Origin of the sequence: Kitasatospora sp. NPDC092286 (assembly GCF_044755565.1) — a bacterium.
Lineage (GTDB): Bacteria > Actinomycetota > Actinomycetes > Streptomycetales > Streptomycetaceae > Kitasatospora.
The window spans coordinates 1-24685 of the sequence record NZ_JBIVRD010000002.1; the positions used below are offsets into that span (position 1 = coordinate 1).

Below are 24685 nucleotides of genomic sequence, written 5' to 3' on the forward strand. Positions count from 1 at the left end.
GTTGGTGTTGGGTGTTCGGGGGCGGGCCTCCGTCCGCCCTAACTCCGGCCCCCCCCCGTCGGGGGGGGGGCGGGGGGGGGCCGCGAAAGGGCGGTACCGGAACCCGGTACCGCCCTTTCGCTCCCCCCGCTCGCACAGTGGTTGCGCGTGCGGTGTCGGACCAGGCCCTACGGCACGACCCGGCCCGTCACCTCGCCGAAGCCGACGACGCTGCCGTCGGGGCCCGGGGCGGTGGCGGTGATGGCGACCTCGTCGCCGTTCTCCAGGAACGTGCGGGTGGTGCCGTCGGGGAGCTTGAGCGGCTCCTCGCCGTTCCAGGTCAGCTCGATCAGCGCGCCGCGGGTGTCCACCTCGGGGCCGCTGACGGTGCCGGAGGCGAAGAGGTCCCCGGTGCGCAGCGAGGCGCCGTTGGCCGTCATATGGGCGAGCTGCTGGGCGGCCGTCCAGTACATCGAGGCGAACGGCGGGCGGGAGACCGGGTGCCCGTTCAGCCGGATCTCCATCGCGAGGTCCAGGCCCCAGGGTTCGCCGTCCCGGTCGTCCAGGTAGGGGAGCGGGTCGACGTCCCGGGTGGGCGGGGTGACCCGGGCGTGCTCCAGGGCCTCCAGCGGGACGATCCACGGCGAGACCGAGGTCGCGAAGGACTTGCCGAGGAACGGGCCGAGCGGCACGTACTCCCAGCCCTGGATGTCCCGCGCGGACCAGTCGTTGACCAGGCAGACGCCGAACACGTGCTCGGGGAAGCCGTCCAGGGTGACGGGTGTACCGAGGGCGGACGGGGTGCCGACGACGAAGCCGACCTCGGCCTCGATGTCCAGCCGGCGGGTCGGGCCGAACGAGGGCGCCGCGTCGGCGGGCGCCTTGCGCTGCCCGTGCGGACGGACCACCGGAGTGCCGGAGACGACCACCGTGCCGGCCCGGCCGTGGTAACCGATCGGCAGGTGCTTCCAGTTGGGGGTGAGCGGGTCCGAGCCGGGGCGGAAGATCCGGCCCAGGTTGGTGGCGTGGTGCTCGGAGGCGTAGAAGTCGACGTAGTCGGCGACCTCGAACGGCAGGTGCAGCTCCACCTCGGCCAGCGGCAGCAGCAGCGGCGAGAGCGCGTCCCGGTACGACTCGTCGGTGAGCCATTCGGTCAGCTCGGCGCGCACCCGCGTCCAGACCGGGCGCCCGGCGCCCAGCAGCGGGTTGAGCGAGTCGGCGTCCAGCAGGACGGACGGCGCCCCGGCCGCGCGGGCGGCGGCCCCGGCGTCGAGGACGAACTCCCCGACGCGGACACCGATCCGTCGCCGGTCCGGCTGGTCGGCTGCGGTGAAGACGCCGTACGGCAGGTTGTGCACGCCGAACGGCGAGTCCTGCGCGCCGGCGAGCCAGCTGCGGGGGGTGGTCAACGCTCCTCCTGGGGCAGTGGACTGGGCGACAGCAGGCCGAGCCCGGCCAGGTCGTCCAGGGGTTCGGCGATGCTGCAGGTGCCGAACGCGGTGAACGAGTTCCTGATCACCGTAACCTGATGTCCGGTCAACTCGCCGACGGCCTTGGCCAGGGTCACGCCGGAGCGCTCCGCCAGCACCTCGGCGGCGGCCGCCCGGTCGGTCTCCCGCGCGGCCAGCAGGACGTTCAGGAAGCCGTGGTGCTCGAAGCCGGTGACCGGGTCGGTGTGCCGCACGGCGTGGTGCAGCCCGGCGGTGCACTTGTACGGCAGCCCGCGCCGGGCGCAGCCGGTCAGGAAGCCGGCCAGCTCGTCCTCGTCCGGGAAGGCGCCGGCCACCAGCCCGCCGGTGCGGAACTTCGCCCGGTACGGGCTGTCCACGAGGATGTCCAGGGTCTCGTCCAGGCCGTCGCCGCGCAGGAGTTCGCGCGGCAGCTCGACGGCGGCCGGGACGTCCGGGGGCAGCAGCAGGTCGAGCGCGGCGACGGCCTCGCGGGCGTCGCGGGTGGCCAGTTCGACGCCCGCGACCTCGAAGGGCGCGGCGGCCGCGAGGGCCGGGCCGAGCTCGGCACTGCCCCCCGGCAGTACGAGCCCGACCCGCAGGGCGCCGCCGGATCCGGCGGTCGCCCCGGCCAACTCGCCCAGCCGGCCCGCTCCGCAGAGGAGCGGGCCGACCGCGTCGGCGTACCAGGCGGCACGGTACGCACGATGGGCGGGCACCGCCTCGGCGACCGGCAGGTTCCCCGGCGGGAACACCGCCGCGTCGTCGAAGAGGCCGCGGAACAGCTCGGGGACCGCGCTCATCGCCCGGGCCCCCGGCCCGACCAGGTCCAGGCGTAGTTGCCGTCCTCGCTCGCCCGGCCGCCCTCGCCCAGCTCCAGTGGCCGGAACGTGTCCACCATGACGGCGAGTTCGTCGAAGAACTCCACACCGATGCTGCGCTCGTAGGCGCCCGGCTGTGGGCCGTGGGTGTGGCCGCCGGGGTGCAGCGAGATCGAGCCCTGGCCGATGCCCGAGCCCTTGCGGGCCGCGTAGTCGCCGCCGCAGTAGAACATGACCTCGTCGCTGTCCACATTGGAGTGGTAGTACGGGACGGGGATGGAGAGCGGGTGGTAGTCCACCTTGCGGGGAACGAAGTTGCAGATCACGAACCCGTTGCCCTCGAACACCTGATGGGCCGGCGGCGGCTGGTGGATCCGTCCGGTGATCGGCTCGTAGTCGCGGATGTTGAAGGCGTAGGGATAGAGGCAGCCGTCCCAGCCGACCACGTCGAACGGGTGGTGCGGGACGGTGTACCGGGTGCCCGCGACGCCGTTCGGGCCGCGGTGCTTGACCAGCACGTCGACGTCGCCGGCGGTGTCCGCCAGCAGCGGGCCGGCCGGGCCGCGCAGATCCCGCTCGCAGTACGGCGCGTGCTCCAGCAGCTGCCCGTATTTGGAGAGGTACCGCTTCACCGGGGTGATGTGGCTGTTCGCCTCGATGCAGTACGCGCGCAACGGCTCGTCGCCGGCCGGCACCCAGCGGTGCGTGGTGGCGCGGGGGATGACCACGTAGTCGCCCTGGCCCACCTCCAGCGCGCCGAAGACCGTCTCGACCGTGCCCGAGCCGGACTCCACGTACACGCACTCGTCGCCGAGTCCGTTGCGGTACAGCTCGCTGGGGGCCCCGGCGGCGACGTACGAGATCCGCACGTCGCCGTTGCCGAGGACCAGCCGACGGCTGCCGACCACGTCCGCGGACTTCCACTCCTGGTCCGCGAACAGCTCGTGCAGCCTGAGGTGGCGGGGGAGCAGGGGGTGGTTGGGCACCGTGGACTGGTCCGGCAGCTCCCACGGCACGGCGTTCACGACGGCTGAGGGGATGCCCCGGTGGTAGAGCAGCGAGGAGTCCGAGGAGAACCCCTCCTCGCCCATCAACTCCTCGTAGTACAGCCCGCCTTCGGGTGTGCGGTGCTGGGTGTGACGCTTGGGCGGGATGCTGCCCAGCTGCCGGTAGTACGCCATCGTCCTGCTCCTCCTGGGCCGTTCGTCGGTTCCGCTCTGATCAGGGGTGTCGATCAGAGGTTGCCGCGGCGGTCCTGCTCGCGCTCCAGGGATTCGAAGAGCGCCTTGAAGTTGCCCTTCCCGAAGCCGAGCGAGCCATGCCGCTCGATGAACTCGAAGAACACGGTCGGCCGGTCGCCCTGGGGCTTGGTGAAGATCTGCAGCAGGTAGCCGTCCTCGTCCCGGTCGACCAGGATGCCGCGCTTCTTCAGCTCCTCGACCTCGACCCGGACCTTGCCGATCCGGGCACGGAGCTCCGGGTCGTCGTAGTACGAGTCGGGGGTGGAGAGGAACTCCACGCCGTTGGCCCGCAGGATGTCGACGGTGCTGAGGATGTCGTTGGTGGCGAGCGCCAGGTGCTGGCAGCCCGGGCCGCCGTAGAACTCCAGGTACTCGTCGATCTGCGACTTCTTCTTGGCGATGGCCGGCTCGTTGAGCGGGAACTTCACCCGGTGGTTGCCGCTCGCCACGACCTTGGACATCAGCGCCGAGTAGTCGGTGGCGATGTCGTCGCCGACGAACTCGGCCATGTTCACGAAGCCCATGACCCGGTTGTAGAACGCCACCCACTCGTCCATCTTGCCGAGTTCGACGTTGCCGACGGCGTGGTCCAGCGCCTGGAAGAACCGCTTCGGCTGCCCGGCGGGGCGGGTCACCCGGGTCTCGGCGGCCACGTAGCCCGGCAGGTACGGGCCGTGGTAGCGGGAGCGGTCGATCAGGGAGTGCCGGGTCTCGCCGTAGGTGGCGATCGCGGCGCGGCGCACGGTGCCGTGCTCGTCGGAGACGTCGTTCGGCTCCTCCAGCACGGTGGCGCCCTGGGCGCGGGCGTGCGCGATGCACTTGTCGACGTCCGGCACCTCCAGCGCCAGGTCGACGATGCCGTCGCCGTGCCGGCGGTGGTGGTCCAGCAGTGGGCTGTCCGGGGCGACACCGCCCTTGATCACGAACCGGCAGGAGCCGGAGCGCAGCACGAAGGACTTGCGGTCGCGGCGGCCGTTCTCGGGGCCGGAGTAGGCCACCAGTTCCATGCCGAACACGGCCTGGTAGAAGTGGGCCGTCTGGGTCGCGTTGCCCACCACGAAGACGACGGCGTCCTGGGCGATGACCGGGAACGGGTCCGTGGCGGGGTCGTGCTCGACGAGGCCGACGAGGCGGCGCAGCTGCTCGGCGTCGAGACCGGCCTCGCGTTCCTCAGGGGTCAGCTCAAGGGTGTGGGACTGCGGGGTCATCGGTCGTTCCTCCACATCGAGGCCTCGGCTCTGAGGCATCCGCTTGAGGCGGCCGCGCCGCAGGGGTGGCGGTGCGGCTGAGCGGAGAGCTTGCTCCTGTCTGGGGCGTTGGGCAACAGGTCGGGTTTTCACTGTTCAATGTGTACAACGTGATCAGAGAATCCAGGGTCCGGCTGCACAAAGTGCACTGCCGTTCGGGGTGGTTTCACGAGGTCTGCATAACCGGGCCGGAGGGGGCGGGACCGTCAGGGGTGGTGGGGTGGGCGGGGTCGGTGGGGCCCGCAGGGGCGCCGGGGGAGGCGAGCGGGTCGGGGAGGCGGCGCAGGAACCAGTCCCGGGCCAGCTCGGCGACCCGGTCCAGGGTGCCCGGCTCCTCGAACAGGTGGCCGGCGTGCGGCACCAGCACCAGTTCACTCTCGCAGCGCAGCCGTGCCCGCGCCTGCCGGTTCAGGTCGATCACCGCGCCGTCCCGGGCGCCGACGATCAGCAGGGTCGGCGCGGTGGTACGGGCGAGGTCCGCGGCCGCGGCGAGATCCGGTCGCCCGCCCCGGGAGACCACGGCCCGCACGCGGTCGCCCAGCCGGGCCGCCGCCCAGAGCGCGGCGGCGGCGCCGGTGCTGGCGCCGAACAGGCCGAGCGGGAGACCGAGGGTCGCCTGCTGCCGGGGGATCCGCAGGGCCACGGCGGTCAGCCGGGCGCCCAGCAGCTCCACGTCGAACACGTTCCGACGGTCCGGCTCCTCGTCCTCGGTGAGCAGGTCGAACAGCAGCGTGGCCAGGCCCGCCCGGTTGAGGAAGGCGGCCACCTGGCGGTTGCGCGGGCTGTGCCGGCCGCTGCCGCTGCCGTGCGCGAACACCACGACGCCGCTCGCGGCGGCCGGCACGGTCAGCCGGCCCGCCAGCTCGACGCCGTCGGCCGCCAGGGTCAGCTCGCGGTCCACCGCGGCGGTGGCGGGCGGGGGCGCGGCCCTGGCCTCGGCGAGGTGGCGCAGCACCTCGGCGTCCTCGGTCTGCGTGAAGTCGCCGTAGAACTCGCCGATCGCGAAGAACGGGGACGGCGTGCCCACGCAGATCAGTTCGTCGGCGGCCCCGGCGAGCCGGTCCGTCCAGTCCTCGGGTGCCACCGGGACGGCCAGGACCACCCGGGCCGCCCCCCTGGCCCGGACGATCAGGCAGGCCGCCCGGGCGGTGGAGCCGGTGGCGATGCCGTCGTCGACCACGACCACGGTGCGCCCGTGCAGGTCGGCGGGCGGCCGGTCGCCCCGGTAGCGGCGGGCCCGGCGCTCCAGCTCGGCGCGCTCCCGCTCCTCGACCCGGGTCAGCTGCGCGGAGGTGACGCCGGCGAGTCGCAGCACCTGTTCGTTGAGCACCCGGACGCCGTCCTCGCCGATCGCGCCCATGCCCAGCTCGGGCTGGGACGGCACACCGAGCTTGCGGATCACGCAGATGTCGAGCGGGGCGCCCAGGGACGCCGCCACCTCGGCGGCCACGGGCACCCCGCCGCGCGGCAGGGCCACCACGACGGTGTCGGGGCCGCGCAGATGGCTCAGGTGGGCGGCCAGCCGGCGGCCCGCGTCGGTGCGGTCGGTGAAGTGGGTACCGGTGACGTGCATGGCGCGGCCTCCGAGTTCCACCGTACGTCGGCGGGCGGGGCACGTGGGTGGTGGAGGGCGCGGGCGGGGAGGGGGTAACAGCGAACGGGACTCGCCCTGCTGATCACCCTCCCCCTGAAGCGGGGCCGCCGCCCGGCCGAGGGCGCCCGGCGACGCCCTCGGGCGAGGGGCGCGATGCCGCCGGACGAGGGCCGGCTGCGACGGGGGTCAGCTGCGCCCGGGCAGGAGTTCGGTGAGCAGGCCGCGGATGCGCCGGTCGATCTCGTCCCGGATCGGCCGGACCGCGTCGGTGCCCTGCCCGGCCGGATCGTCCAGCGTCCAGTCGAGGTACCTCTTGCCGGGGAAGACGGGGCAGGTGTCGCCGCAGCCCATGGTGATCACCACGTCGGACGCCTGGACGGCTTCCACGGTCAGTACCTTCGGTGTCTCGGCGGAGATGTCGACGCCGACCTCGGCCATCGCCGCGACCACGGCCGGATTCACGGTGGCGGCCGGGGCGGACCCGGCGGAGCGGACCTCGACGCGGTCGCCCGCGCGGTGGGTGAGGAACGCGGCGGCCATCTGTGAGCGGCCGGCGTTGTGGACGCAGACGAACAGGACGGACGGCCTTGACTCAGACACGGGCGGAACCTTCCGGAGTGACGGCCGTTCCGGCCGTCGTGAGGGCGGGCCGGGGAAAGAAGCGGCGGGTGGCCAGGGCGACCTGGACCAGCCCGATCAGCACGGGTACCTCGATGAGGGGCCCGACGACTCCGGCGAGGGCCTGGCCCGAGGTGGCACCGAAGGTGGCGATGGCGACGGCGATGGCCAGCTCGAAGTTGTTGCCCGCGGCGGTGAACGCGAGCGTCGTGGCCTTCGGACAGCCGAGTCCGACCGCGCGGCCGACGGCCATGGACCCGGCCCACATCACGGCGAAGTACACCAGCAACGGCAGCGCGATCCGGGCGACGTCGAGCGGCTTCGAGGTGATGGCGTCGCCCTGGAGGGCGAAGAGCACGACGATCGTGAACAGCAGCCCGTACAGGGCGAACGGTCCCAGCCGCGGGATCAGCCTGGACTCGTACCAGGCGCGGCCCTTGGCCTGCTCGCCGATCCGGCGGGTGAGGAACCCGGCCAGCAGGGGGATGCCGAGGAAGATCAGGACGCTCCGGGCGATGTCCCAGGTGGAGACGGTCAGCGCGGTCTGTTCCAGGCCGAGCAGGCCCGGGAGCACCGAGAGGTAGAACCAGCCGAGCAGGCTGAACGCGAGCACCTGGAACACGGAGTTCAGGGCGACCAGGACGGCCGCGGCTTCCCGGTGGCCGCAGGCCAGGTCGTTCCAGATGACGACCATGGCGATGCAGCGGGCGAGGCCCACGATGACGAGTTCGGTGCGGTACTCGGGCAGGTCGGGCAGGAAGATCCAGGCGAGCGCGAACATCAGGGCCGGGCCGACGACCCAGTTCAGGACCAGGGACGGGATCAGCAGGCGGCGGTCACGGGTGACGGTGTCCAGGCGGTCGTAGCGGACCTTCGCGAGAACCGGGTACATCATCACCAGCAGGCCGAGCGCGATCGGCAGTGAGACACCGGTGACCGTGACCTTCGCCAGCGCGTCACCCAGGCCGGGGGTGAGGCGCCCGAGGCCCAGGCCGGCCGCCATCGCGACGAGGATCCATACGGCGAGGAAGCGGTCCAGGAAGGACAGCCGTCCGGCGACCGGCCCCGCGGTGGCGGCTTCGGTGCTCATGACGCGGGCCCGGCGGGCTCGGCAGGTTCAGCGGGCTCGGGCAGCGGATGCCCTGCGGGACGGGTGAGGATCGCGGCGAGGCGGTCGGTCATCTGCGGCAGCAGCCGGTAGTACACCCAGGTCCCGCGCCGCTCGGAGTCGATGAGTCCGGCCTGCTTCAGCAGTTTGAGGTGGTGGGAGATCGTCGGCTGGGACAGGTCGAAGGCCGGGGTGAGGTCGCAGACGCAGACTTCCCCGCCCGCACGGGAGGCGATCATCGACAGCAGCCGCAGACGGACCGGGTCGCCCAGGGCCTTGAACACCTTCGCCAGTCCGTCGGCCTGGTCCTCGTCCAGGGGCGCGGTCAACAGGCCCGGGCAGCATCCGTCGATGTCCTGGCCGAGCACCACGAGCTCTTGTTTCGACATACTTCTATGTTGACGTTTTTCGATCCAGGGCGCAAGGCTGCATCGACAGGCGTCAATTCAGGGTGTTCGGGGGGTGCCATGTCCCGTGTCCGGCTGGCGTTCGACGTCGCCGATGCCGCACCGGCCGCCGGCCCGGTTCGGGCCCCGGTCCGCGCTCGACGGCCGAGCGTGCCGACGAGTCGGGCGGCGGCTTCGCCGCGCTCGGCCATGACGGCGGCGCCCTCGTCCGAGCGGTACCGCCCAGGACACCGGTCGTGCCCGAAGCGGGCGGTCCGACCACCGGCGGTGTCGGACGGCCGTCCCGGACCCCTTGACGGAACCGGGGCTTGGCCCAATCATCATGGTCGCGTCAACTTCGCGGCCATGTCTCGCACTTCACCGGATCCTGAACCGGATCCCGACCCCGATCCGCTCACCGGACCCGCTCCTCGGATCCGCTCGTCGGATCCCCGACCCGAGACCGACCCGGCCCGGGCCGGTCTCCGCCTGCGAGGCGCCGCGCTTCCGTTCTGCCCCACCAGAATCTGGAGCCTCCATTGACCGAGCGCGCCTCGCGGCGATCCCGCCTGCGCCTGTCCGCCCTGTCGACCGGGGCGGTCGTCACACTCGCCGCCGCCCTCTTCGCCCCCGCCGCCATCGCGACCCCCGCGGCTCCCGTGACCCTGGCGGCCCCGGGCCCCGGGGCCGCCACCGCCGCCCCCGACATCCCGGTGGCCAACGTCAAGGCCCACCTCGCCCAGCTGCAGTCGATAGCCAACGCCAACGGCGGCAACCGCGCCCACGGCCGGTCCGGCTACAAGGCCTCGATCGACTACGTCAAGGGCAAGCTGGACGCGGCCGGCTTCACCACCACGCTGCAGACCTTCAGTTACAGCGGATCGACCGGCTACAACCTGGTCGCCGACTGGCCGGGCGGCGACACCTCGCACGTCGTGATGGCCGGTGCCCACCTGGACTCGGTCACCGCCGGTCCGGGCATCAACGACAACGGCTCCGGCTCGGCCGGCATCCTGGAGACCGCGCTGGCCGTCTCCCGGGCCGGGCTCAAGCCCGCCAAGCACCTGCGCTTCGGCTGGTGGGGTGCGGAGGAGTACGGCATGGTCGGCTCCCGGAACTACGTCAACAGCCTTCCCGTCAGTGAACGTTCGAAGATCGACAGCTATCTGAACTTCGACATGATCGGCTCGCCCAACCCGGGCTACTTCACCTACCGCTACGACGCCTCGCTGGACGCGCTGTTCCGCGACTACTTCGCGGGCCTCGGCATCAGCACCGAGCAGGACTTCGAGGGCGACGGCCGCTCCGACCACGCCCCGTTCCAGAACGCGGGCATCCGCGTCGGCGGCCTGTTCAGCGGTGCCGACTACACCAAGACCAGTGCTCAGGCGGCGAAGTGGGGCGGTACGGCGGGTCAGCCGTTCGACCGCTGCTACCACTCCTCCTGCGACACCAGCGCCAACGTCAACGACACCGCGCTGGACCGGATGAGCGACGCCATCGCGTACGCGGTCTGGACGCTCGCGGCCGGCGACACCACAACGCCGCCCACCGGCACCGTCTTCGAGAACACCACCGACGTGCAGATCCCGGACAACGGCCCGGCGGTGACCTCCGCCGTCACCGTGACCGGCCGGACCGGCAACGCGCCGGCCGCCCTCCAGGTCGGTGTCGACATCAAGCACACCTGGCGCGGCGACGTGGTGATCGACCTGGTCGCGCCGAACGGCACCACCTTCCGGCTGAAGAACTCCAGCGGCAGCGACTCCGCGCCGAACGTGCAGACCACCTACACGGTGAACGCCTCGGCGGTGCCCGCCAACGGCACCTGGAAGCTCAAGGTCCAGGACGTGGGCCCGCAGGACACCGGCTACATCGACAGCTGGAAGCTCACCTTCTGAAACCTGAAAGCTGAAACGGGTCTTGACGGAAGGGGGTGCCGGCCGCCGCCGGCACCCCCGCCCGCCCTACGGCCGCATCTCGTAGACGTCGGTGGACTCCCTTCGCACATACGGGAAGCCGGTGACGCGCTTGCCGTACGGCACCCGGTCGTGGGCGTGCGTGACGACCTCGTGCATCGCGTGCTCGCCGATGCCGATGGAAGCCGCGCAGGGGTTGAACTCGCCGACGTCGACGGTGTTGAGTGCGGCGTCGAAGGCGGCCCGGCCGGTGTGCGGCACGTTCTCGGCGCGCACCGGGTAGTCCTCCAGGCGGAGCTCGCTGACATGGGAGCCGGATCGGTCGAGTGGATGTCGGCGCCGTGGCGGCGTTCGGAGAGTCCGAACGTCACCACGTGCCCCTCGGACGGTAGTTGGGCGGCGCGTGTCCGGGCCGGGCGGGGCTCAGACGGAGCGGTCAGGGGTGGAGCGGCCACCGGCGGCGAGACGGTGCAGGGTGGCGAGCACGTCGTCCAGCCAGGCGAGGGTCATCCGCTCGTACTCGATGCCGCCGCGGAGCACCACGTGCTGCAACTGCTGCCGGTCGTCGAGGGCGCCCGGCTCGGGGAAGTCGCGCTGCTCGCCGTGCAGGTAGCGGGCGAGCAGGGCGGCGTGGCCCGCGCGGTGCCGCTCGACCTCGGAGATCAGTGCGGCCGGGTCGTCGAAGGCCGCCGCGCGGATCTTGACCGCGAGTTCGTGCCGGACGGTCTCCGCCTCGACCGGCTCCCGGAGCCAGTCGGCCAGCGCCGTCCGGCCGGGAGCGGCCGCCGAGTACACCTTCTTGTCCGGCCGGCCGGCCTGGGCGACCTCCTCGGCCGAGATCCAGCCGTCCGCCTCCATCCGCCGCAGCACCCGGTAGATCTGCTGGTGGGTGGCGGTCCAGAAGCGGCCGATGGAACGGTCGAAGCGCCGGGCCAGTTCGTAGCCCGAGCCCGGCTGCTCCAGTAGTGAGACGAGGATCGCGTGCTCCAGTGCCATGGCCGGCATCCTGCTGTGCAATTAGTTGCATAGGCAATGGTGGCCGGGCGCGGTGAGACGCAGGTCACCGGCGTGATGCGAGGGTTGTCGATCATTTCGGGCGAGCAGGTGCAAAACGTTAGATAAGCGCCAGAATGGGTACGGGGCAAGCGATTCCATGTTCGGACCTAGGAGGTGGTATCGGTGTCTACCCAGATTCCGATGGGCATGGAGCATCACCCGGACATCGTCGAACTACGGGAACACTACGAGCGGGTCACGTCGACCCCGCGCGCCCAGGGTGTCGAGGCCCTGGCCGTGCTGGCCGGTCTCTTCCTGGCGGCCTCGCCATGGATTGTCGGCTTCACCGCGTTCAACACGCTGACCGTCACCTGCCTGATCGTCGGCCTGGCCTACTGCGTGCTGATGGCCGGGTACGGATCGGCCTACGAGCGGACCCACGCCCGGGCGTGGGCGGCAACGGCGCTCGGCCTCTGGACCATGATCTCCCCCTGGGTGATCTCCGGTTCGGTCGCCCGAGGGAAGAACATCGTCGTCTGCCTGATCGTCGGCGCCGTGATGTTCCTGCTGGGTCTCGCGGCGATCTCGATGGCCACCATGACGGCCAACGGGGCGTCGATGCGGCGTGGCCGGGCCGGCCGGGCCAAGAGCTGAGGCCGGCGGGCGAGTGAAGGGCTGACATCCCCGAACAGCTCGGAGCCCGGGGCGCGGAGCGGCGAGGCCGCCCTCCGCGCCCGGTGCGCGTCCCGAAGCCGCCTCCTGGGGCCGCCTCCTACGGCCGGGTCATCCGCAGCACGTCCAGCGCCTCGTCCAGCTGCTCCAGGGTGAGCCTGCCCTGCTCGATGTAGCCGCGCTCCAGCACCACCTGACGGATCGTCCTGCGTTCGGCGAGCGCCTGCTTGGCGACCTTCGCCGCCTCCTCGTAGCCGATGTACCGGTTCAGCGGGGTGACCACCGAGGGTGAGGACTCGGCGTACTCGCGGGCCCGTTCGGTGTTGGCGGTGATGCCGTCCACCGTCCGGTCGGCCAGCAGCCGGGCGCTGTTGGCCAGCAGCCGGACCGACTCCAGCACATTGCGGGCGATCACCGGGAGCATCACGTTGAGTTCGAAGTTCCCGCTCGCACCGGCCACCGTGACGGTGGTGTCATTGCCGATCACCTGCGCCGCGACCATCAGCACCACCTCGGGCAGCACCGGGTTCACCTTGCCGGGCATGATCGACGAACCGGGCTGGAGGTCCGGCAGGTTGATCTCGCCGAGGCCGGTGCGCGGTCCGGAGCCCATCCACCGCAGATCGTTCGCGATCTTCGTGAACCCGACCGCGACGGTGCGGAGTTGGCCGCTCAGCTCGACCAGGCCGTCCCGCGCGCCCTGCGCCTCGAAGTGGTCGCGGGCCTCGGTCAGCGGCAGACCGGTGGCGCGGGCCACCTCTTCGATCACGGCCGCGGCGAACCCGGGCGGGGTGTTGATCCCGGTGCCCACCGCCGTGCCGCCGAGCGGCAGTTCGGCGACCCGGGGGAGGGTCGCCAGCAGCCGCTCGCGCCCGTGCCGGACCTGCGCCGCGTACCCGCCGAACTCCTGGCCGAGGGTGACGGGCGTGGCGTCCATCAGGTGCGTCCGGCCGGCCTTGACCACCTGGGCGAACTCCGCCGCCTTGCGCTCCAGCGCCTCCGCGAGGTGCTCCAGCGCCGGCACCAGGTCGTGCGTGACGGCGGCGGTGGCCGCGATGTGGATCGACGACGGGAACACGTCGTTGGAGGACTGGCTCGCGTTGACTTGGTCGTTCGGGTGGACGGGGTGGCCCAGGCGCTCGCCGGCCAGGGTGGCGATCACCTCGTTGGCGTTCATGTTGGACGACGTCCCCGAGCCGGTCTGGAAGACGTCGACCGGGAACTCGGCGTCCCAACGGCCCTGGGCGACCTCCTCGGCGGCGGCCGCGACCGCCTCCGCCGTCTCCTCGTCCAGCACCCCGAGCCGGGCGTTGACCCGGGCCGCGGCGGCCTTGATCCGGGCCAGCGCCGCGATGTGCGCCCGCTCCAGACGCTGGCCCGACACCGGGAAGTTCTCCACCGCCCGCTGTGTCTGCGCCTGCCACTTGGCGGCGGCCGGTACCCGTACCTCGCCCATCGAGTCGTGCTCGGTCCGGTACTCCTGCTCGTCACCCATCACGCGCTGCACCTCCTGATCGGCCACTGAACGGCTTCCGATCACGACAGCCGCGCGCGGGCCCCGGGTATTTCCGGCCGTCCGCCCCGGACGCCCGCCCCCGCGTTCCGCCCCTGGGCCGGGCCTACCGCAGCTCGGTACGGACGATCTCGCCCGGCTCGGCACCCGCCTGGACGACCAGCGCGCCGCCCGGGGCCCAGACACCCGAACCGCCGGAGGTCCGCGGGTACGTGCCGCTGGCCCCCGCCGTGGTGGCCAGCACGCCCCACACCCCGTGGGCGGCGGCCCGGTCGCGCAGCTGGCTCTCCCGGCGCGCCACCGCCTCGGGCGCGTCGCCGTACAGCGTGGAGGCCACATAGGCGTCGATGCCCAGCGCGGCGGTCCGCTCGGCGTGCGGGGGTTCCGCGGCGTCGGCGCAGATCGCCAGCCCGAGCCGCCAGCCGTCCAGCTCCAGGACGACGGGCTTCCCGCCGCAGGAGAACCGGTCGGCCTCGGACCCGTGGAGGTACATCTTCCGGTAGACGACGGCGGCGCCCGCGCCGGTGACGGCCAGGGTGCCGATGTACTCGCGGCCGTCGGCATCGGCCACGGGCGCGCCGACCAGTGCGGTGGCACCGGTCCCGGCGCAGGCCGCGACCAGCGGCGCCAGCCGGGCGTCGTCCGGGCCGACGGCGGGCGCGGCCAGGTCGTAGCCGGTCAGCGACAGCTCCGGGAAGACCACCAGCCGTGTCCCGGCCTCCCGTACGGCGGCGGCGTGCCGTTCGGCGCTCACGGCCACGGTGTCCGGCCGGGCGGCCTCGGCGGCGGCGGGCTGGACGACGGCGACGGTCAGGGGAGCGGGCACGACGGGGCCTCCGGAGCGATCGGGCAGGGCGGGCGATCAAGGCCAACCTAGGCGGCGCCCTCAGCCACGGACAACCCCGGTGGACGGCGTTGCCGGACCGCCCTACTCCGCGGCCCGCGTCCGCCGCCGCCCCCAAATGTGCACCCGATCGGGTGATGGTGGCAGCCGTCCCGGTCATACCGGCGAACACCGATTCGTACGCTGCTGCGGAGACCGGCGTACGCCGGCACGCCCGGGGCCGGGCGATCACCATGCAGGGGGCGGACACGATGACCACAGCACGACGGCCGGAGCACCAGGCCGCACAACACCAGGCCGCACAACACCGGACCGAGCGGGACCGGACCGACCAGGACCACCGGGCGGGCCTGAGCCGGCGGCAGCTTCTCGGCGCCTCCGCGGCGCTCGGCGGAGCGGCGTGGCTGCTGCGCGGCACCGTCGGACCGGACGATGCCGAGGCGAGCACGCCTGTCCCACCCGGTCTGCCCGCCGGCACCGAGCTCTACCAGCGGGTCTACCAGAACTGGTCCGGCGAGATCCGAACCGACCAGCTCTGGACCTGCGCCCCGCGCACCCCCGAGGAGGTCCCCGCCCTCGCCGACTGGGCGCACGCCAACGGCTGGCGGCTGCGGGCCCAGGGCCGCCGGCACGGCTGGTCCCCGCTCACCGTGGCCGCCGGCACCCCCGAGGCCGCCCGCGTCCTGCTACTGGACACCGGCCGCCACCTCACGGCGATCGCCGCCGACTCCCCGGGCACCGTCCGGGTCCAGACCGGCGCCACCATGGAGGACCTGCTCGCCCACCTGGCCACCCGCGGCCTCGGCCTCACCGCCGTGCCCGCCCCCGGCGAGCTGACCGTCGGGGGCGTTCTCGCCGTCGGCGGCCACGGCACCGCCGTCCCCGCGGCCGGCGAGACCCGCCCCGACGGCCACGGCTACGGCTCGCTCAGCAACCAGGTCACCCGGCTCACCGCCGTCGTCCACGACCCGGCCACCGGCCGCTACACCCTGCGCACCTTCGACCGGGCCGAGGCCGACAGCGCCGCCTTCCTGGTCCACCTCGGCCGGGCCTTCGTCACCGAGGTCGTGCTCCGCGCCGGCGCCGACCGGCCGCTGCGCTGCGTCAGCCGGCTGGACATCCCGGCGAGCGAACTCTTCGCCCGCCCGGGCGCCGCCGGCCGCCCCCGTACCTTCGCCGACTTCGTCGAGCGGGACGGGCGTGCCGAGGCGATCTGGTTCGCCTACACCGACTACCCCTGGCTGAAGACCTGGAGCGTCACCCCGAACCGCCCGTTCGCCGCGCGCACCGTCGCCGAGCCCTACAACTACCCCTTCTCGGACAGCATTCCGGAGCCGGTCGCCCGGCTGGCCGGCGAACTCGTCGCCGGTACCTGGGGATCGGCCCCGCTCTTCGGTCAACTCCAGTACCTCATCGCCAAGGTGGCCCTCACCGGCGACATCACCGACGTCCTGCTCTCCGGCGGACTGCTCCGTGACCTGCTCAGCGGGGAACTCCTCACCCACCTGCTCGCCGACGGCCTGCGTTCCGACCTCTGGGGCCCCTCGCGCACCCTGCTGCAGTACGTCCGCCCGACCACCCTGCGGGTCACCGCCAACGGCTACGCCGTCCTCGCCCGGCGCGCCGACCTCCAGTGGGTCGTCAGCGAATTCACCGCCTACTACCGGCAGTTGCTCGCCGAATACCAGGCGCGTGGGGAGTTCCCGGTGAACGGCGCGGTGGAGATCCGGGTCACCGGGCTGGACGACCCGGCCTGGTGCGGTGTGCCCGGCGCCCGGCCGCCGCTGCTCTCCGCGCTGCGCCCGCGCCCCGACCGCCCCGAGTGGGACACCGCCGTCTGGCTCGACGTGCTCAGCCTCCCCGGCACCCCCGGGCTGCACCGCTTCTGCCGCGACCTGGAGCAGTACCTGTTGCGCACCTTCGACGGCACCCGGGCCGGCCTGCGCGTCGAGTGGTCCAAGGGCTGGGCCTACACCGCCGACGCGGCCTGGGCCGACCCGGACGTGCTCGGCCGGGTCATCCCCGCCGGCCACCGCGAGGGCGGCGGGCCCGGCTGGGACGAGGCGGTCGCCGTGCTGGACCGCCACGACCCGTACCGGGTGTTCGGCAACGCCTTCCTGGACGGCCTGCTGAGCGGCTGAGCAACTGAGCAACTGAGCGGCGGGTCGGCGGACCGGGCCGACCCGCCGACCGCCCCGGCCGGCGGCCCGCTCAGACGTGCTCCATCACGATCACCGCCAGGGTGCCCGGCTCCAGGGCGCGGAACACGTGCGCGGCGTCGCCCGGGTAGCTGACGTAGTCGCCCGGGCCCAGCTCCACCGGGGCGTCCGACGGCCCGGCCAGCGCCCGCCCCGCGCCGAGCAGCACATGCTCCACCGTGCCGGGCATGTGCGGGTCGGAGGCCCGGGTCTCGCCCGGCTGCGCCTCGATCCGGTAGATGTCGCGCCGGGCGTTCGGCGGGCAGGAGGCCAGCAGCGTGGCCGCGTAGTCGGCCCGCTCCGAGTGGGTGACCGGCCCCTCGCCGGCCCGGATCACCCGGACCACCGGTCGCGGTGGGTCGACCAGTCGGCTGAACGGCACGTCCAGCGCGACACCGAGCGCCCAGAGCGTCTCCACGCTGGGGTTGCCCACGCCCGACTCCAGTTGGGAGAGCGTGGACTTGGCTATCCCGGCGCGCCGGGCCAGCTCGGCCATCGACAGGCCGCCGCGCTCGCGCTCGCGCCGGATCGACGCCGCGATCAGCCCGATCAGATCCGATCCCGAGCCGGCGGGGGAGGTGTTGCCGCTGCTGCCCGCGCTCATGCGTTCGCTCCACAGGTCCAGGCGTTCGTCTTGACGAACGACGGTCATGGGGTTCACTCTACTGGACATGCGTTCGATGATCCGAACACTGGAGCGTGCCACGCTCCGTGACATCGCTCTGGTCTGCCTCGCCGACGCGCTCGTCGGCGCCTCCTTCGGCGCGATCAGCGTCTCCGGCGGCCTGCCTCTCTGGGTGCCGGTCGCCATGTCCCTGCTCGTCTTCGCCGGCGGCGCCCAGTTCGCGGCCGTCGGCGTGGTCCTCTCGGGCGGCGGCGCGCTGGCCGCCGTCGCGACCGGCCTGGTGCTCAACGCGCGCCTGCTGCCGTTCGGCTTCACCGTCGCCGACGTGTTCGACGGCCCCCGGTGGCGGCGGCTGGTCGGCGCGCAGGTGATGACCGACGAGTCGGTCGCCTTCGCCCTGCTCCAGCCCGACCGTCGCCGACGGCGGGCCGCGTTCTGGCTCTGCGGGCTCGCGCTGTTCGCGGTCTGGAACGTCGCCGTCGTGCTCGGCGCGGCGGCCGGCGGCCTGATCGGCGACACCGACGCGCTCGGACTCGACGCCGCCTTCCCGGCCGTCCTGCTCGCCCTCGTCCTGCCCTCGCTCGCCGACCGCCGCACCCGCGCCGCCGCCCTGTTCGGTGCCGTCCTGGCCGTCGCCGCCACGCCGTTCCTGCCGGCCGGTCTGCCCGTGCTGCTCTCCCTCCTCGGGCTGCTGCTCGCCGGACGGCCCAAGGCGCCGAGCGCGGACCTGGCGGCGGGTCCGACCGGGGACGCGGCTGTGGCCGCGGACGCCGTGTCGGCCGTGGACGCCGAGCCGGTCGCGGACACCCGCCCGGACCCGGACCGACGGCCCGCCAGGGACCCGCTCGTCCGAAACCGGCCCGAACCCCTGACCGAGGAGGTCCGCTGATGTCCCTGCTCGCCATCCTCCTGCTGGCCGCCGGCACCTACGCCTTCCGCGTCGCCGGGCCCACGCTCGGCCACCGGCTCACCATCTCCGACCGGCTGCGCCACCTGCTCGCCGTCGCCGCCGCCGTCCTGCTGGTCGCCCTGGTCGCGACCGGCGCGCTCACCCAGGGCCACGGCTTCGCCGGCTGGGCCCGCCCGGCCGGCGTCCTGGTCGCCGGGGTGCTGGCGCTGCGCCGCGCGCCCTTCCCCGTCGTCGTGGTCGCGGGCGCGGCGACGACGGCGCTGCTCCGGCTCTGCGGGGTCGCCTGACGGAGTCCCGGGCCCGTCGCCGAGCCGCCTCGAAGGCGGCGCACTCGCGTCTTCCCGGCTACCCTGCCGGAGTGTCTGATCGAGAAGGCTATCGCCGTCGCTCTGCCCGTGTGGTGCTGGTCGACGAGGCGGACCGGGTGCTACTGCTGAAGTTCCATGTCGATCCGGACGACCCCGAGGGTGGCCACGGCTGGTGCACCCCTGGCGGGGGCGTGGAGGGCGACGAGAGCCTGGCCGAGGCGGCGGCCCGGGAACTGCGTGAGGAGACGGGGCTGTCCGTCGACGCGGAGGCTCTCGGGCCAAAGGTCGCGGAGACGTCCGGGTATGCGGACCTCGGGTGGGCCGAGGGCGTTTTCCAGGACGACTTCTTTCACTGTCGGGTCACGGCCCACCAGGTCGATGTCGGTGGGCAGGAAGCGCATGAGCGCAAACACCATGCGGGGTACCGCTGGTGGACACTGAATGAGCTCGCTGCCGGCAGCGACACCATCTACCCCCTCGGTCTCGTCGAGCTGGCCGCTGAGCTCGTCGCCGGGCGTATTCCTGCTGAGCCGGTTCGGCTGCCCTGGCATCACTGATGGTCTGAGCCTCGGGCTCGGTCGGGGGCCCGTCGTGTTCAGCCGGTGGTGCCGTCGGTCAGGCGCTCCCGCTGGATCTCGGGCCGCTCGCTGTCCCAGAGCAGCTCCCACACCGTGAACTCGCAGTGGTAGTCGCGCATGCTGCCCTGACAGATCAGCAGATAGGTGTCGCCGTCGCGGAGCAGGGTGCGCCGGCGGCTGTTGAACGGGTGCTGCGGGGTGTACGCCGGGACGAGCCGCTTCAGCTCGGCGAGCGCCTCCGCGCGGGTGCCCTCGACCTCGGCGAGCACCTTGGGGCCCCAGATCCGGTCGTTGCCGAGGCCCTCGGTCTCCTGGACGACCAGTGCCCAGCGCGCCATGTCCCACCCCTTGCCCGGCTCCCGAAAAGGATCATCGTACCGACGTGGACCGCGGCGCGGGCTACGGTGCCGCAGGGGTCAGCGACTTGAAGAAGATGGTGGTCGGGTGCGCTACGCCCGCCGGGTCGGTGGCGTAGTCGGGCACGATGCCGACCCGCGTCCAGCCCGCGGCCTCGTACATCCGCTCGGCCGGGCTCCCGGTCTGGGTGTCCAGCACCAGCAGCCGGATGCCGAGGTCGGCGGCGGCGAACTCCAGGGCGGCCAGCAGGTATCCGGCCAGGCGCTTGCCGCGGTCCGCTTGGTCCACCATCAGCTTGGAGACCTCCGCCCGGTGCCGGCCGTTGGCGGAGGCCGCCGGGCGCAGCTGCACGGTGCCGGCGATCAGGCCGTCGGCGTCCCTCCGGGCCGTCCACAGCAGCAGCCGCCCGGCCTCGACGTCCGGCGCCAGGGCCCGCCACCACGCGGCCGCCTCGGCGGGGTCGAGCGGGGAGAGGAAGCCGAGCGAGGCACCGGCCCCGACGGTGTCCACCAGCAGCCCGGCGAGCGGCACGGCCGAGTCCAGCAGCTCGTCCGCCGTCACCCTGCTGATCGTGTACATGGTCACTCCTTCGCTCCCCGCCCGCCCGAACCCTGCGGCGTGCGGAATACTCGCCGGTACCCCGCCGAGACTACAAGGAGCTTCAATGACGAAGCCGACCCGGATCGACCCGGCCGACCTGCTCGCCGTCGGCGACCTGCTCACCGACGAGGAGCGGCTGATCCGCGACACCGTACGGAAGTTCGCCGACGAGCGGATCCGCCCGCACATCGGCGACTGGTTCGAGCGCGGCGTCTTCCCGGCCCGCGAACTCGCCCCCGAACTGGGCGCCCTCGGGGTGCTCGGCATGCACCTGGACGGCTACGGCTGCACCGGCTCCGGCGCCGTCGCCTACGGGGTCGCCTGCATGGAGCTGGAGGCCGCCGACTCCGGGCTGCGCAGCTTCGTCTCCGTCCAGGGCTCGCTGGCGATGCGTTCGATCCACGCCTTCGGCTCGGAGGAGCAGAAGCAGCGCTGGCTGCCCGGCATGGCCGCCGGCCGGCTGATCGGCTGCTTCGGCCTCACCGAACCGGACGTCGGCTCGGACCCCGCCGCCATGCGCACCCGGGCCCGCCGCAAGGGCGGCGACTGGGTCCTCTCCGGCGGCAAGATGTGGATCACCAACGGCGGGATCGCGGACGTCGCCGTCGTCTGGGCGCAGACCGACGAGGGCGTCCGCGGCTTCCTGGTAGAGCCCGGCACCCCCGGCTTCACCACCCGCGACGTGCCCGGCAAGCTCTCCCTGCGCGCCTCCGTGACCAGCGAACTCGTCTTCGACGAGGTCGTCCTGCCCGCCGACGCCGTGCTGCCGGGCGTCAGCGGCCTGCGCGGACCGCTGTCCTCCCTGGGCGAGGCCCGCTACGGCATCCTCTGGGGCACCGTCGGCGCCGCCCGCGACTGCTACACCGCCGCGCTCGACTACGCTAGGAGCCGGGTCCAGTTCGACCGCCCGATCGCCGGCTTCCAGCTCACCCAGCAGAAGCTGGTCGAGATGATGCTGGAGGTGGAGAAGGCCTACCTGGTCGCCCTGCGGATCGGCCGGCTCAAGGACGAGGGCGCGGCCCGCCCGGCGCACATCAGCTTCGGCAAGCTCAACAACGTGCGCGCCGCGCTGGAGATCGCCCGCAGCGCCCGGACGATCCTCGGCGCCAACGGCATCACCACCGCGTACCCCGTGCTGCGGCACGCCAACAACCTGGAGTCGGTGCTCACCTACGAGGGGACGAGCGAGATCCACACCCTCGTCCTCGGCGAGGCCATCACCGGCGAGGCCGCCTACCGCTGACGCCCCCTCGTCGCCCCGGAGGGCCCGCGCCGGCCCGCCGCACCGGCGCCCGCACCGGCCGGGCCGCGCCGGCCGGTGCCGGCCCCTCGGGACGTCCGACGCCGCCCGGACACCCCTCGTTCCCCTCCGCTCCACCCGCCGGTACGCGACGCCGTGGACCATGACGCGGTCGGCGGCGCCCGCGGGGTGCGGCCGGATGCGCACCACCGAAAGGAACTCCCCACCATGTCCACAGCCGCGCCGTCCCGGCCCAGGGTGTTCGTCGTCGGAATCGACGGTGTCCGGTACGACCTGCTGGAGCAGGTCCCGATGCCGAGGCTCGCGGAGGTCGCCGAGGCCGGGTTCCTGGCGCCGGTCACCGTGGCGGAGTCCACCCCCACCATGTCCGGCCCCTGCTGGGCCACCATCGTCACCGGCGTCGAGCCCGCCAAGCACGGCGTCTGGGGCAATCACCTGGCCGGCCACCGGCTCGACGTCTTCCCCGACTTCGCCACCCGCCTCGCCCGCCAGGACCGCCGCCGCACCTTCGTCGCGGCCGGCTGGGACCCGCTGGTCATCGGCGAGTCCGGCGGCCCGCTGTTCCGGGCCCCCGGCCGCCTCTCCTACGTCGCCCCGGCCGAGGACACCCCCGAGGCCTGGGAGACCGTCGACGAGGAGGTCACCCGGGAGGCCGTGCACGTCCTCGGCACCGCCGACCCGGAGGCGTCCTTCGTCTACCTCGGCGCGGTCGACGAGACCGCCCACTTCCTCGGCTGTGGCGAGGAGTACCGCGCCTCCATGCGCGCCGCCGACCAGCGCCTCGGCCGGCTCCTGGACGCCGTCCGCGGCCGGGCCGGCTACCCCGACGAGGAGTGGACGGTCATCGTCGTCACCGACCACGGCCACGTCGACGCCGGCGGCCACGGCGGCCGCACCACCGAGGAGCGCACCGCCTGGGTGGCCTGCGCGGGCCCCGGCATCCCCGCCGCGCCGCCCACCGGGGAGATCCGTCACCCGGACGTCGCCGCCCAGGTGTACGCCTCGCTCGGCCGCCCCATCGACCCGCACTGGACCCTGGACGGCCGCCCCTTCCCGCTCGCCCGGCCCGTCCCAGCCGCTTTCTGACGATCCGGCAGGGCCGCCCGGGTGGACCGGCCGGGCTGCGCCCCGGCCGGACTTGAGCCAGGCTCTACAGGGCGCGCGACCCTGACATCAGGTGGCCGGGTATACCCCTGAAGGCGGAGACCGTACCCCGTGGGATGGAGACATGGTCACGACCTCGTGGTGACGTTCCGGCAGCACACACCGGTCAGGATGGATGTACACCGGAACACCGGGCCACGGAAGCCCGGGGCGGACGGGACCGGCGCGGCGGGATCCGACACAGGAAGAGGGCAGGGCGGGCATGAACGGCATCGTGAGCAAGGTCGCACTGGGAGTCGCGGGCACCGGCATGGCCGTCGCCGTCGCCGTCGTCGCGGTCGGCCCGCGCGTGGCCGACTGGTACGACGACCGCCACCAGGAGCAGGCCTCGTACTCCACCGGCTCCGAGGCCAAGGCCGACCGCCGTTCGATGCCGGACTGGCTGCCCGACAACGCCTCCTCCGTCCGCTACCTGATGTCCACCACCGGCGACGACCGGCTGCTGCGCGCCACCCTCCCCGACGGACGGCTGCCCGCCGGCTGCGCCACGACGCTGCCGGGCAAGGGCGTCCACCCGGCGCCGGTCTCGCTCAGGGCCGGCTGGTTCCCCGAGAGCGTCACCTCGAAGGTCAGCGGTACCTGCGGCCACTACAACGTCACCCTGACGGGCGACCAGCTCTACGCCTGGCAGGACGGCGCCGCCGTCCAGGCCGCCCTGCGCGCCGAGCGGCCGGCCAAGCACTGAACGGGCGCGCGCTGAGCGCCGGGCGGATCGCCGAGCGCCGGGGCGGATGATGATCCACGCGGCGGACCCCGGGTATCCGGACCCCGGGCCGCTGCGATAGGACGGAGCGAGTACCAACCCTGCCCCGTCCTGTGAGGAGCCCCATGCCTGGTCCGACCGCCGGCGCCACCGGCGACACGTCGACCGCCCCCACGACCACCACCACCGGATCCGCCGCCGCCCCCGGCCGCACCACCATCGCCGTCCTCGGCGGCCTGGTCGCCCTCGGACCCCTCACCACCGACCTCTACCTGCCCGGCCTGCCCGCGATCGCCGACGACCTCGCCGCCGAACCGGCCGCCGTCCAGCTCACCCTCACCTTCTCGATGTTCGGCGTCGCCGCCGGACAACTGCTCTTCGGACCGCTCAGCGACCGCCTCGGCCGCCGCCCGCCCCTGCTCGCCGGCCTCGTCGTCTACACCCTCGCCAGCGTGGTCTGCGTCCTCGCCCCCACCCTGCCCGTCCTGATCGCGGCCCGCTTCGTCCAGGGCGCCGCCGGCGCCGCAGGCCTGGTCATCGGCCGCGCCGTCGCCCGCGACCGCTTCGAGGGCGTCGCGATGCTCCGCTTCCTCGCCTCGATCAGCCTGATATCGGGCCTCGCCCCGATCCTCGCCCCGGTCGTCGGCGCCCAGCTGCTCCGCGTCACCTCCTGGCGCGGCACCTTCGGCGCCCTCACCGCCCTCGGCCTGCTGCTCAGCCTGGTCGCCTTCGCGGCCCTGCGGGAGACCCTGCCGCCCGCGAACCGGCACCGCGGCGGGCTCACCACCACGCTGCGCACCATGGGCGGGCTCCTGCGCGACCTGCCGTTCCTCGGGCTGGTCCTGACCAGTACCTTCGCCTTCGGCACGCTGTTCGGCTACATCAGCGGCTCCTCGGTGGTGCTCCAGCACGTCTACCACGTCTCGCCGCAGACCTACAGTCTGCTCTTCGGCCTCAACTCGCTGGCGATCGTGGCCGTCACCCAGCTGAACGGGCGGGTCCTGGCCCGCCGCTTCACTGCGGGCGCGCTGATGCTGGCCGGCCTCGGCACGGCCGTGGCGGCCGGGGTGGCGCTGGTCCTGGTGACGGCCGTCTGGGACGCCGGACTGCTCGGCGTCTGCCCGGCCCTGTTCGTCATGATGGGCAGTCTCGGCGTGGTCCTGCCGAACTCCGCCGCCCAGGCGCTCAGCCTGGTCCCCCCGCAGACCGCCGGCTCCGCCTCCGCGCTGATCGGTACCGGTACCTTCCTCTGCGGCGCCCTTGTCGCCCCGCTCAGCAGCCTCGGCGGCAGCCCCTCCGCGGTTCTGCTCGCCGTCGTCGTCCTGGTCTGCGCCCTCCTCGCCACCGCCTCCTACCTGGCGCTCTGCCGCCCCTGGCGCCCTGCGGCCCCGGGCCCGGAGGCGGCGCGGGCGGTCTGACGGAGGGCCCGTGCGCCGACCGGGGTCGGGCACGCGTGCCGCGTACACGTGCCGCCGGGGGGGGGCCCGGCGGGGGGGGGGCCCCCCCCCGGGGGGGGGGGGCCGGAGGCGCGGCCCCCCCGGGGGGGCGCGCCGGAGAAAAAGAAGACCCCAAAAATAAAAACGGCGAACGAAACC

At 73.3% G+C, this 24685-nt stretch carries 24 protein-coding genes and 1 pseudogene; 10 read left to right on the plus strand and 15 right to left on the minus strand.

Features of this window, described 5'->3' with window-relative positions:
• Nucleotides 1–167: 167 nt before the first annotated feature.
• From fahA to ACIQIB_RS02735, 8 genes are all read right to left on the minus strand, one after another.
• A complete protein-coding gene (fahA, locus tag ACIQIB_RS02700) occupies nucleotides 168–1388 on the minus strand; it encodes a fumarylacetoacetase (protein ID WP_400756320.1) in 1221 nt (406 codons plus the stop codon).
• Nucleotides 1385–2230, minus strand: coding sequence for a hypothetical protein (locus tag ACIQIB_RS02705; RefSeq protein ID WP_400756322.1), 846 nt, complete (start codon nucleotides 2228–2230; stop codon nucleotides 1385–1387). The genes fahA and ACIQIB_RS02705 overlap by 4 nt, the downstream gene beginning before the upstream one ends.
• Nucleotides 2227–3429, minus strand: coding sequence for a cupin domain-containing protein (locus ACIQIB_RS02710; protein WP_363604571.1), 1203 nt, complete (start codon nucleotides 3427–3429; stop codon nucleotides 2227–2229). The genes ACIQIB_RS02705 and ACIQIB_RS02710 overlap by 4 nt, the downstream gene beginning before the upstream one ends.
• A gap of 53 nt (nucleotides 3430–3482) precedes the next feature.
• On the minus strand, nucleotides 3483–4697 hold the full coding sequence (gene hppD / locus ACIQIB_RS02715; RefSeq protein WP_363604572.1) for a 4-hydroxyphenylpyruvate dioxygenase: 1215 nt from the start codon (nucleotides 4695–4697) through the stop codon (nucleotides 3483–3485).
• Nucleotides 4698–4902: 205 nt separating this feature from the next.
• Nucleotides 4903–6309 carry an alpha/beta family hydrolase gene (locus ACIQIB_RS02720; RefSeq protein ID WP_400756324.1) on the minus strand — a complete coding sequence of 469 codons (1407 nt, stop codon included), beginning with the start codon at nucleotides 6307–6309 and terminating at the stop codon, nucleotides 4903–4905.
• 207 nt (nucleotides 6310–6516) lie between these two features.
• Nucleotides 6517–6930 (minus strand): arsenate reductase ArsC, encoded by a 414-nt coding sequence (locus tag ACIQIB_RS02725; RefSeq protein WP_400756325.1) that lies wholly within the window; start codon nucleotides 6928–6930, stop codon nucleotides 6517–6519.
• On the minus strand, nucleotides 6923–8038 hold the full coding sequence (gene arsB / locus ACIQIB_RS02730) for an ACR3 family arsenite efflux transporter (protein ID WP_400756326.1): 1116 nt from the start codon (nucleotides 8036–8038) through the stop codon (nucleotides 6923–6925). The genes ACIQIB_RS02725 and arsB overlap by 8 nt, the downstream gene beginning before the upstream one ends.
• Nucleotides 8035–8445 (minus strand): ArsR/SmtB family transcription factor, encoded by a 411-nt coding sequence (locus ACIQIB_RS02735; RefSeq protein WP_400756328.1) that lies wholly within the window; start codon nucleotides 8443–8445, stop codon nucleotides 8035–8037. Before ACIQIB_RS02735 ends, arsB begins: the two co-directional genes overlap by 4 nt.
• 581 nt (nucleotides 8446–9026) lie before the next feature.
• On the opposite strand from ACIQIB_RS02735, the gene ACIQIB_RS02740 reads away from it, so the two are divergent.
• The gene (locus ACIQIB_RS02740) at nucleotides 9027–10343 is read left to right on the plus strand and encodes a M28 family metallopeptidase (protein WP_400756593.1); all 1317 of its coding nucleotides are present in this window, start codon (nucleotides 9027–9029) and stop codon (nucleotides 10341–10343) included.
• 81 nt (nucleotides 10344–10424) lie between these two features.
• On the opposite strand, the pseudogene ACIQIB_RS02745 reads toward ACIQIB_RS02740, so the two are convergent.
• Together ACIQIB_RS02745 and ACIQIB_RS02750 are read right to left on the minus strand one after the other, a co-directional pair.
• A pseudogene (locus ACIQIB_RS02745) lies at nucleotides 10425–10789 on the minus strand (hypothetical protein); the annotation flags it as partial.
• On the minus strand, nucleotides 10785–11357 hold the full coding sequence (locus ACIQIB_RS02750) for a PadR family transcriptional regulator (protein WP_400756330.1): 573 nt from the start codon (nucleotides 11355–11357) through the stop codon (nucleotides 10785–10787). The gene ACIQIB_RS02750 and the pseudogene ACIQIB_RS02745, both read right to left, overlap by 5 nt.
• Before the next feature lie 183 nt (nucleotides 11358–11540).
• Between ACIQIB_RS02750 and ACIQIB_RS02755 the strand changes: the two genes are divergently transcribed.
• Nucleotides 11541–12011 carry an SPW repeat protein gene (locus tag ACIQIB_RS02755; protein WP_363604581.1) on the plus strand — a complete coding sequence of 157 codons (471 nt, stop codon included), beginning with the start codon at nucleotides 11541–11543 and terminating at the stop codon, nucleotides 12009–12011.
• A 118-nt stretch (nucleotides 12012–12129) separates the two neighbouring features.
• Here ACIQIB_RS02755 and ACIQIB_RS02760 read toward each other — a convergent pair whose 3' ends face one another.
• Together ACIQIB_RS02760 and ACIQIB_RS02765 are read right to left on the minus strand one after the other, a co-directional pair.
• A complete protein-coding gene (locus ACIQIB_RS02760) occupies nucleotides 12130–13524 on the minus strand; it encodes a class II fumarate hydratase (RefSeq protein WP_400756332.1) in 1395 nt (464 codons plus the stop codon).
• Nucleotides 13525–13648: 124 nt separating this feature from the next.
• Nucleotides 13649–14368, minus strand: coding sequence for a carbon-nitrogen hydrolase family protein (locus ACIQIB_RS02765; RefSeq protein WP_400756334.1), 720 nt, complete (start codon nucleotides 14366–14368; stop codon nucleotides 13649–13651).
• A 269-nt stretch (nucleotides 14369–14637) separates the two neighbouring features.
• Here ACIQIB_RS02765 and ACIQIB_RS02770 point away from each other — a divergent pair, with 269 nt between their 5' ends.
• The gene (locus ACIQIB_RS02770) at nucleotides 14638–16527 is read left to right on the plus strand and encodes a cholesterol oxidase substrate-binding domain-containing protein (protein WP_400756336.1); all 1890 of its coding nucleotides are present in this window, start codon (nucleotides 14638–14640) and stop codon (nucleotides 16525–16527) included.
• 70 nt (nucleotides 16528–16597) lie between these two features.
• Here the strand turns inward: ACIQIB_RS02770 and ACIQIB_RS02775 are convergent, their stop codons facing one another.
• Nucleotides 16598–17188: a helix-turn-helix domain-containing protein gene (locus tag ACIQIB_RS02775; RefSeq protein WP_400650317.1), complete on the minus strand. Its 591-nt coding sequence runs from the start codon at nucleotides 17186–17188 to the stop codon at nucleotides 16598–16600.
• 67 nt (nucleotides 17189–17255) lie between these two features.
• Between ACIQIB_RS02775 and ACIQIB_RS02780 the strand changes: the two genes are divergently transcribed.
• The 3 genes from ACIQIB_RS02780 (at nucleotide 17256) to ACIQIB_RS02790 (ending at nucleotide 18984) form a co-directional block, all read left to right on the plus strand.
• Complete coding sequence (locus ACIQIB_RS02780; RefSeq protein ID WP_400756338.1) at nucleotides 17256–18098, plus strand: AzlC family ABC transporter permease; 843 nt, start codon at nucleotides 17256–17258, stop codon at nucleotides 18096–18098.
• Entirely contained in the window at nucleotides 18098–18406 is a 309-nt protein-coding gene (locus ACIQIB_RS02785) for an AzlD domain-containing protein (protein ID WP_363604588.1), read from the plus strand. Before ACIQIB_RS02780 ends, ACIQIB_RS02785 begins: the two co-directional genes overlap by 1 nt.
• Nucleotides 18407–18477: 71 nt before the next feature.
• Nucleotides 18478–18984: an NUDIX hydrolase gene (locus tag ACIQIB_RS02790; protein WP_400649780.1), complete on the plus strand. Its 507-nt coding sequence runs from the start codon at nucleotides 18478–18480 to the stop codon at nucleotides 18982–18984.
• A gap of 38 nt (nucleotides 18985–19022) precedes the next feature.
• Here ACIQIB_RS02790 and ACIQIB_RS02795 read toward each other — a convergent pair whose 3' ends face one another.
• A complete protein-coding gene (locus ACIQIB_RS02795; protein WP_363604591.1) occupies nucleotides 19023–19343 on the minus strand; it encodes a hypothetical protein in 321 nt (106 codons plus the stop codon).
• Nucleotides 19344–19404: 61 nt separating this feature from the next.
• Nucleotides 19405–19941, minus strand: a complete 537-nt coding sequence (locus ACIQIB_RS02800; RefSeq protein ID WP_363604592.1) for a GNAT family N-acetyltransferase — start codon at nucleotides 19939–19941, stop codon at nucleotides 19405–19407.
• A gap of 85 nt (nucleotides 19942–20026) precedes the next feature.
• Between ACIQIB_RS02800 and ACIQIB_RS02805 the strand changes: the two genes are divergently transcribed.
• From ACIQIB_RS02805 to ACIQIB_RS02820, 4 genes are all read left to right on the plus strand, one after another.
• Nucleotides 20027–21205: an acyl-CoA dehydrogenase family protein gene (locus ACIQIB_RS02805; protein WP_400649776.1), complete on the plus strand. Its 1179-nt coding sequence runs from the start codon at nucleotides 20027–20029 to the stop codon at nucleotides 21203–21205.
• Between the two features lie 225 nt (nucleotides 21206–21430).
• Nucleotides 21431–22309 (plus strand): alkaline phosphatase family protein, encoded by an 879-nt coding sequence (locus ACIQIB_RS02810; protein WP_400756340.1) that lies wholly within the window; start codon nucleotides 21431–21433, stop codon nucleotides 22307–22309.
• A 280-nt stretch (nucleotides 22310–22589) separates the two neighbouring features.
• Nucleotides 22590–23072 (plus strand): hypothetical protein, encoded by a 483-nt coding sequence (locus ACIQIB_RS02815; protein WP_363615328.1) that lies wholly within the window; start codon nucleotides 22590–22592, stop codon nucleotides 23070–23072.
• 143 nt (nucleotides 23073–23215) lie between these two features.
• Nucleotides 23216–24508: a multidrug effflux MFS transporter gene (locus ACIQIB_RS02820; RefSeq protein WP_400649768.1), complete on the plus strand. Its 1293-nt coding sequence runs from the start codon at nucleotides 23216–23218 to the stop codon at nucleotides 24506–24508.
• Nucleotides 24509–24685 lie beyond the last annotated feature (177 nt).